The organism is uncultured Cardiobacterium sp. (assembly GCF_938028185.1).
In the GTDB taxonomy this organism is placed as follows: Bacteria; Pseudomonadota; Gammaproteobacteria; order Cardiobacteriales; family Cardiobacteriaceae; genus Cardiobacterium.
The window spans coordinates 1-8268 of the sequence record NZ_CALJAH010000420.1 but is presented as its reverse complement, the minus strand read 5'-3'; the positions used below and the strand labels follow the sequence as shown (position 1 = coordinate 8268).

General features: G+C 63.0%; 7 protein-coding genes. All 7 read left to right on the top strand.

Going from position 1 to position 8268, the window contains the following annotated elements; translation table 11 throughout:
- Positions 1–131 precede the first annotated feature (131 nt).
- A complete protein-coding gene (mraY, locus tag Q0349_RS12190) occupies positions 132–1214 on the top strand; it encodes a phospho-N-acetylmuramoyl-pentapeptide-transferase (protein ID WP_298081286.1) in 1083 nt (360 codons plus the stop codon).
- Between the two features lie 9 nt (positions 1215–1223).
- Positions 1224–2534 carry a UDP-N-acetylmuramoyl-L-alanine--D-glutamate ligase gene (gene murD / locus Q0349_RS12185; RefSeq protein WP_298081284.1) on the top strand — a complete coding sequence of 437 codons (1311 nt, stop codon included), beginning with the start codon at positions 1224–1226 and terminating at the stop codon, positions 2532–2534.
- On the top strand, positions 2525–3763 hold the full coding sequence (gene ftsW, locus Q0349_RS12180; RefSeq protein ID WP_298081283.1) for a putative lipid II flippase FtsW: 1239 nt from the start codon (positions 2525–2527) through the stop codon (positions 3761–3763). The genes murD and ftsW overlap by 10 nt, the downstream gene beginning before the upstream one ends.
- An 11-nt stretch (positions 3764–3774) precedes the next feature.
- On the top strand, positions 3775–4869 hold the full coding sequence (gene murG, locus Q0349_RS12175; RefSeq protein ID WP_298081282.1) for an undecaprenyldiphospho-muramoylpentapeptide beta-N-acetylglucosaminyltransferase: 1095 nt from the start codon (positions 3775–3777) through the stop codon (positions 4867–4869).
- On the top strand, positions 4866–6305 hold the full coding sequence (gene murC, locus Q0349_RS12170; RefSeq protein WP_298081281.1) for a UDP-N-acetylmuramate--L-alanine ligase: 1440 nt from the start codon (positions 4866–4868) through the stop codon (positions 6303–6305). Before murG ends, murC begins: the two co-directional genes overlap by 4 nt.
- The gene (locus tag Q0349_RS12165; protein WP_298081280.1) at positions 6298–7218 is read left to right on the top strand and encodes a D-alanine--D-alanine ligase; all 921 of its coding nucleotides are present in this window, start codon (positions 6298–6300) and stop codon (positions 7216–7218) included. The genes murC and Q0349_RS12165 overlap by 8 nt, the downstream gene beginning before the upstream one ends.
- A 7-nt stretch (positions 7219–7225) precedes the next feature.
- Positions 7226–8268 (top strand): cell division protein FtsQ/DivIB (locus tag Q0349_RS12160; protein WP_298081279.1); only part of this gene is annotated, 1043 nt, incomplete at its 3' end.

Genomic DNA, 8268 nt, shown 5'->3' with positions numbered 1-8268 from the left:
TATCGCTTATGGATGCCTTTTTTTGTAGCTGTTGCACTTGAATTGTAAATTCGCCGTAAAAGGCGCAACCTGCCACGCAATGTCCTAAACTATCCCCAACTCACCACGCCAAACCCAAAGGATTCCGCCCCATGCTCTACCTCCTCGCCGACTGGTTCAGCAGCTATTTCACCCCGCTCAATGCCTTTACCTATCTCACCTCGCGCGTCATTTTCGGCGCGCTGACCGCGCTCTTGCTTTCCATCGGCTTTGGCGGGCGGATGATTGCGCTGCTGCGCCGCCTGCAAATGGGGCAATATGTGCGCGATGACGGCCCGCAGACGCATCTGAAAAAGGCGGGGACGCCGACGATGGGCGGCGCGCTCATTATTTTGAGCGTCTGCATCGCCATGCTGCTCTGGGCGGATTTGCGCGTCAAATACACCTGGATTGCGCTGTTCGTCATGCTCGGTTTCGGTGTGGTCGGCTGGATTGACGACTACCGCAAGCTGATTCTGAAAGACCCGCAGGGGCTGCGCGCCAAGCACAAATACGCGCTGCTGTCGCTCGTCTCGCTCTTTACCTGCATCTGGCTTTATGTGAGCGCCGCTTCGCCGGTGGAAACGACGCTTTATGTGCCGTTCTTCAAAAACCTGTCGTGGCAGATGGGCTGGCTGTTCCTGCCGTTTGTCTATTTCGTTTTGACCGGGGCGAGCAACGCGGTCAATCTCACCGATGGCCTCGACGGCCTTGCCATCATGCCGGTAGTGCTGGTCGCGGGCGGCCTCTCGGTCTTCGCCTATATTTCCGGCAGCCCCAATTACGCCAGCTATCTGCACCAGCCGGTGTTGCCCGGCGTTGGCGAAATGGCGGTGTTCTGCGCGGCGATTGCCGGGGCGGGGCTGGGTTTTCTCTGGTACAACGCCCACCCGGCGCTGGTGTTTATGGGCGATGTCGGCGCGCTCTCGCTCGGCGCGGCGCTCGCCACCGTCGCCGTCGCCATCCGTCAGGAACTGGTTTTTGCGCTGATGAGCGGCATCTTTGTCGCGGAAGCGCTTTCCGTGATGATTCAGGTCGTCTCCTACAAAACGCGCGGCAAGCGGGTCTTCCGCATGGCGCCGCTGCACCACCACTTTGAACTCTCCGGCTGGCCGGAATCGCGCGTGACCATCCGCTTCTGGATTATCACCGTGATTTTGGTGCTGATCGGACTCTCTACCCTGAAACTCCGCTGAGGGAACACTATGGACACGCTGACCAGCAAATTGCGGGCGCTTGCGCTCGCCGAACCCGTTTACGTTATCGGCATGGGCGCTTCCGGCCATGTCGCGCTTGATCTGTTGCGCGAGGCGGGCTACGACGCCATCGGCCTGGACGAACGCCTCGACGAGCGCCGCATCGAAAAGCGCAATTTTGACGACCCGCAGGCGTTCGCCGGGGCGGGCACGCTGGTGGTCAGCCCCGGCGTCGATCGCCGCCGCGCCGCCTTTGCCAACAGCTACGCGCTGCAAATCAACGACGTGGAGCTGTTCGCCCGCCTCAATGACAAGCCGGTGCTGGCCGTTACCGGCAGCAACGGCAAATCGACCGTTGTCACCCTGCTCGCCGCCGCGCTCAATCACGCCGGATACCGGGCGAAACTCTGCGGCAACATTGGCCGCCCGGTGCTGGACGCCCTCTTTGACGGCGAAGACGCCGACTGCTACGTCATCGAACTCTCCAGCTACCAGCTTGAGCTCTGCCCGACGCTTTATCCGCGCGTCGCCGCCGTCTTGAACGTCACCCCCGACCACCTCGACCGCTACGACGATTTCGCCGCCTACGCCGCTGCCAAGGCGAACCTCGTGCGCCAGTCCAGCATCTGCATCCTGAACGGCGACGACGAAGCCTGCGTCGCCATGGCCGAGGACGGGCAGAACATCATCTATTACGGCACCTCCGCCACCCTGCCCAACCGCGTCGCCGACGGCAAAATCTGGCTGCACGGCCACGCGGTGCTGGACGTGAACCGCCTCCGCCTCGGCGGCTCGCACAACCACGCCAACGTCCTCTGCACCCTGCTGATGCTCGAAGCCTATGGCGTCGCGCCGCAACAAGTGCTGGCCGCGCTGGAAACCTTCGCCGGACTGCCGCACCGGATGCAGCTTGTTTCCGAAGAAGGCGGGGTGCGCTGGTACGACGATTCCAAGGCGACCAACATCGGCGCCGCCGCCGCCGCCTTGGCCGGGATTGACGGCGCGGTGGTGCTGATAGCGGGCGGGGTCGGCAAAAACCAGGATTTCTCGCTGCTCGCGCGCGAATTGCAGACGGCCAACTTGCGCGGCGTGCTGCTGATTGGCGTCGATAACCGCGACATGGTCGCCGCCTTCACCGCCGCCGGTATTGCCTTTGAAGATTGCGGCACGATGGCGAAAGCCGTCGCCCGCGCCCGCGAACTGGCGCAGCCGGGCGACAGCGTGCTGCTCGCGCCTGCCACCGCGAGCTTTGACCAGTACAGCGGCTACGACGCGCGCGGCAACGATTTCGCCTATGAGGTGACAGGCTTATGCCGCTGAAAACGGGGCAACAACTGCCTGCGCCGCGACAAAAACTGATTGCGGCGCAGCACATTGACGCCTTTCACCACAGCCAGAAACAGGCGGACAACCGCTGGCAGGGGCTGGAATTTCCCGACATTTGGCTGCTCTTTGCCTGGCTGGCGCTGATTGCCATCGGCATGGTGATGGTCACCTCCGCCTCGATGAGCGAGGCGGTCGGGCATAACAGCGACCCCTATCACTACACCTTCCGTCAGGGGGCTTATTACGTCATCGGCCTGTTTGGCGGCTGGGTTATCTTCAATATGCCGACGCACCAGCTCTACCAAATCTCCGGCTGGTTGCTGGCGTTCTCCTTCATCCTGCTGCTGATTATCTGCGTTCCGGGAGTCGGTGTTTCCGTCAATGGCGCGCGCCGCTGGCTCAACCTGCCCTTCATCAACCTGCAAGTGGGCGAAATGGTCAAACTGGCGATGACCCTCTACGCCGCCGCCTTCCTCTTTCGCAACACCGCCAAGCTGGACCAGCAGTGGTGGCCGATGGTGCAACTGTTGATTATCACCGGCCTTTTCGCGGTCGTACTGGTGCTCCAGCCGGATTTCGGCACGACGATGGTGATGGTGGCCACCGTCCTCGGCATGATGTTCATGGCGGGGGTAAACCTGTGGCGCTTTGGCATCTTCTTCGCCGTGGTTGCGGCGCTGATGGCGGGCGTGCTCGTCGCCGCGCCGTACCGCGTCAAGCGGCTGCTGACCTTCCTTGACCCGTGGTCGCACCAGTTTGACGAAGGCTACCAGCTGGTGAACTCGCTCATCGCCGTCGGCAGCGGCGGCCTCTTTGGCAGCGGCCTGGGGCAAAGCGTGCAGAAACACGACTACCTGCCGGAAGCGCATACCGACTTCATCTTTGCCATCATCGCCGAAGAATTTGGCCTCTTCGGCGCGCTGGTGGTGATGGCGCTGTTTGTGCTGCTGGTGTGGCGCGCCTTCCACATCGGCTACCTCGCCGACCGCGTCCGCCGCCGCTTCGCCAGCCTGGTCGCCTATGGCATCGGCCTCATCATCGCCATCCAGGCGCTGGTGAACATTGGTGTCACCACCGGCACCCTGCCGACCAAAGGGCTGACCTTGCCGCTGGTCAGCTACGGCGGCAGCTCGGTGGTCATTGTCTGCATCTCGCTCGGCATCCTCGCCCGCATTGATGCAGAAAGCCGCTATCTGGCGAAACGGGAAGGAATTATCAAATAAAGGAATGCACCATGAGCAAACTACAAGGCAAAACGGTTTTGATGATGGCAGGCGGTACCGGCGGACACGTCTATCCGGCGCTGGCGGTGGCGCGCGCGGCAACGGAGGCCGGGGCGACGGTGCATTGGCTCGGCAACGCCGCCGGGTTTGAAGGCAAAAAAGTACCGGAAGCGGGCTACGCCTTCCATGACATCGCCATCAAAGGCTTGCGCGGCAAGGGACTCACCGGCTGGCTCAAGGCGCCGTTCATGCTGGCGCGCGCGCTATGGAAGGCGAGGGCAGTGCTGCGCGCGGTCAAGCCGGATGTGGTTATCGGCATGGGCGGTTTTGCCGCCGGGCCGGGCGGGCTGATGGCGGCGCGTACCGGGATTCCGCTGGTCATTCACGAGCAGAATGCGGTCGCAGGTCTGACCAACCGCAAGCTGGCAAAACGCGCGCGCAAGGTATTGCTCGCGGACAGTCGTGCCGCCGCCAAAATGGGATTAAGCGAGGGCGAGTACGTTGTCACCGGCAATCCGGTACGCGCCGACATCGCCGCCGTTCCCGCCCCGGCGCAGCGCTTTCTCGGGCGGCTGGATGCCATCCGCCTGCTCGTCCTCGGCGGTTCGCAAGGGGCGAAGGCGCTGAACGAACTCGTGCCGCAGGCGCTGGCGCTGTTGCCCGCAGACGCGCGGCCGCAGGTGGTGCATCAGGTCGGCGAGCGCTGGCTGGACGAGACCCGCGCTGCATATGCGCAGACGGGTGTTAGCGCCGAAGTCGTTCCCTTTATTGAAGACATGGCGGCGGCCTATGCGCACGCCGACTGGGTGATTGCCCGCTCCGGCGCGCTGACCGTCGCCGAAGTCGCCACCGTTGGCCTCGCCGCCCTGTTTGTGCCCTTCCCCTATGCCGTCGATGACCATCAGACGGCAAACGCGCAGGCGCTGGTTGATGCGGGCGCGGCGACGGTGGTGCAGCAGGCGGATTTGACGCCACAGCGCCTCGCCGAAATCATCGCCGCGCAGCATGAGCGCGGCCTCTTGCTCAAACAGGCGGATCGCGCCCGCAGCCTCTCACACGCGCAGGCGCTCGCCAAAATTATCCAGGAAATTGAGACCTTACTATGAGTGCAGACCTTCATTTTGGCCGCATCGAACGCCGTCAGATGCGGCGGGTGCGCAATGTCTTTTTCGTCGGTATCGGCGGCGTCGGCATGAGCGCGATTGCCGAAGTGCTAATCACGCTGGGCTATACGGTGAGCGGTTCGGATTTGAAGCCGTCCGCCAATACCGACCGCCTTGCCGCCAAGGGGGCGAAGCTGTTTTTCGGTCATGCGGCGGAGAATGTGAAAGACGCTTCCGTCGTTGTCACCTCGTCGGCGATTGACCCGGCCAACCCGGAAGTGTTGCGCGCGCGCGAGCTGGGCATTCCGGTCATCCGCCGCGCGGAGATGCTGGCGGAGCTGATGCGCTTCCGCTTCGGCATCGCCGTCGCCGGAACGCACGGCAAGACCACCACCACCAGCCTGATTGCCTCGATTCTCGCCGATGCCGGACTCGACCCGACCTTCGTCATCGGCGGCGTGCTCACCGCCGCAGGCAGCAACGCCCGCCTCGGCGACGGGCAATATCTGGTGGCAGAAGCGGACGAATCCGACGCCTCCTTCCTCCATTTGCAGCCGATGATGTCGGTCGTCACCAACATTGACGCCGACCACCTCGAAAACTACGGCGGCAGCTTTAACAACCTCAAGCAGGGCTTTGTCCGCTTCCTCCACAACCTGCCGTTCTACGGGCTGGCGGTGCTATGCATTGATGACGAAGGCGTGCAGTCCATTCTCGGCGACGTTGGCCGCCCGGTGCGCACCTACGGCTTCAGTGAGGCGGCGGACGTGCGCGCGGTGAACGTGCGCCAGGTCGGGCTGGAAATGCACTTTGACGTGGTGGACAAACAAAGCGGCGAGACCTTGCCGCTGGCGCTCAGTATGCCGGGCAAGCACAACGTGCTGAACGCACTCGCCGCCTTCATTATCACCAGCGAGCTGGGGCTGACCCGCGCCGAAATCACCGCCGGACTGGCGCAGTTCAAGGGCGTCGGTCGCCGCTTCACCCATCACGGCATCATTGAGCACGAACATGGCCGCGCCGAAGTGTTTGAAGACTACGGCCATCACCCCAACGAAATCCGCGCGGTATTGCAGGCGGCGGCGGAAGGCTTCGCCGGGCGGCGCATCTTCGCCGTCTTCCAGCCGCACCGCTACACCCGTACCCGTGACTGCCTCGACGATTTCGCCGAAGTGCTGTCCAACTGTGAGGCGCTGGTGCTGACGGACGTTTACAGCGCGGGCGAAGCGCCGATTGCCGGGGCAGATTCACGGGCGTTGGCGCGTGCCATCCGTGCGCACGGCAAGGTGGAACCGGTGCTGATTGCCGACAAGGCGGCGATTAACCAGCAGCTCTACGACAACCTCCTCGCCGATGGCGACGTGGTGATTTACTTCGGCGCGGGCGACATTGGCCGCGTCGCCAAAGACATGGCAACGGAGCATGGCATCCATGAATAACGAATATGGCAAAGTCGCCGTGCTCTACGGCGGCACCTCATCCGAACGCGAAGTATCGCTGGCGAGCGGCGCGGCGGTACACGAAGCATTGGTCACGAGCGGCGTGGACGCGCACCTGCTCGACACGCGCGACCATCAGGCGCTCTTTAACCTGAAAGCGCAAGGTTACGCCCGCGCCTTCATCGTCCTGCACGGCAGAGGCGGCGAAGACGGCCAGGTACAGGCGATTCTCGACTGGCAGGGCATCCCCTACACCGGCTCCGGCGTGCTTGCCTGTGCGCTGGCGATGGACAAAGTGCTGACCAAGCGCGTCTGGCAGGCATCCGGCCTGCCGATACAGCCAGACGTGGTGATTGACGTCGCCACCACCTACGACGAACTGGTGCTGACCCTCGGCGCGCGACAATTCGCCATCAAACCGGCGCTGGAAGGTTCCAGCGTCGGCGTCAGCCGCGTGACGAACCAGGCGGAACTGGTCGCCGCCTACCAAAAAGCGGGCGGTATCCGCGAAAAAGTGATGGCAGAGCCGTGGGTGGCCGGACGCGAACTGACCTATCCGGTGGTCGGCGGGCGGGTGCTGCCCGGCATCGAAGTGACCGCGAGCGCGGCGCACCTCTTTTACGATTACGACGCCAAATACCTCGCCGAAGACACGCGCTACCTCTGCCCGCCGCCGATTGACGCGGCGCTGGACGGCAAAATCCGCGAGCTTACCCGCCGCGCCTTTGACGTCATCGGCGCCAAAGGCTGGGCGCGGGTCGATTTCATCCTTGATGGCGACAACCGCCCGTGGCTCTTGGAAATCAACATGGTGCCGGGGATGACCTCGCACTCGCTGGTGCCGCTGGCGGCACGCACCGACGGCATGGATTTCGCCGCACTCGTGCTGGAAATCCTCGCGCAAACCCGTTGAGAAGCGCATGGCCAGCCCGCCGAACAACCCCTGGCTGCACCGTTCCTCGGTCAGCGTGCCACGCGAACGCCGCACCACCTGGCAGATGGTGCGCCTCGCGTTCGAGTGCGTGCTGATCGCCGGGCTGCTGATCGCCATCGCCGTCACCGCTTACAACATCTACCAGCGCGTGCTGCAACAAAACCTCTTTCCACTGAAACGGGTCATCATCCGCGAGCCGCTCCGCTACGGCGACATGGGCGAAGTCAGCGAAATCATCCGCAACCACCACCAGCGCGACCTGATGCACATGGACGTCGCCCTGCTCGCCGACGAAATGCAGCAGCTGGACTGGATCGCCAAGGCGAGCGTCTATAAACGCTGGCCGGATGCGGTCGAAGTCGAACTGGAAGAGCGGGTGCCGGTCGTGCGCTGGGGCGGGAGCGCCTACCTTGATGCGGCGGGCGAACCCTTCTCCATCCCGGACAACGACAAACTGCGCCAACTGTTTACCCTGCACGGGCCGGACGGCTACGAAAAACAAGTCTTGCAGTACTACCAGCTCATCGCACCGTGGTTGGCATCACAACACCTTGAAATCAAAGAACTGCTGCTGGATCAGCGCCTCATCTGGCACGCCCGGCTCGACAACGGGCTGGACGTCATCCTCGGCCGCGACCAGTTGAACGAGCGCCTGAAAAAACTGGCGGTCGTCAATGCCAAAGTCATCGAACCCTACCAGCGCTACATTGACGCGATTGACCTGCGCTACCACGACGGCTTCTCGGTGCGCTGGAAACCGGGGGTCAAACCCGTCACCGCCGAAAAAAACACCGCCCGCAGCGGCCAGCCCAACGTGACCATGATCAGAAACGAAACGGCGGAAGCCCCTGCGGCAGAAATAGCGCCGGTCAAGGCGGCAGCGAAAGCGGTCGCCAAAAACAAACCCGTCGTCAAAGACAACAAAACGGCGACGAAACCTGCCGTGGCAGACAAAACCCCTGCCAAAGAAAAAGCGGCAACCACGGAAAAAACGCCGCCCAAAGAAACCAAAGAAAAAGCCGTCGCCAA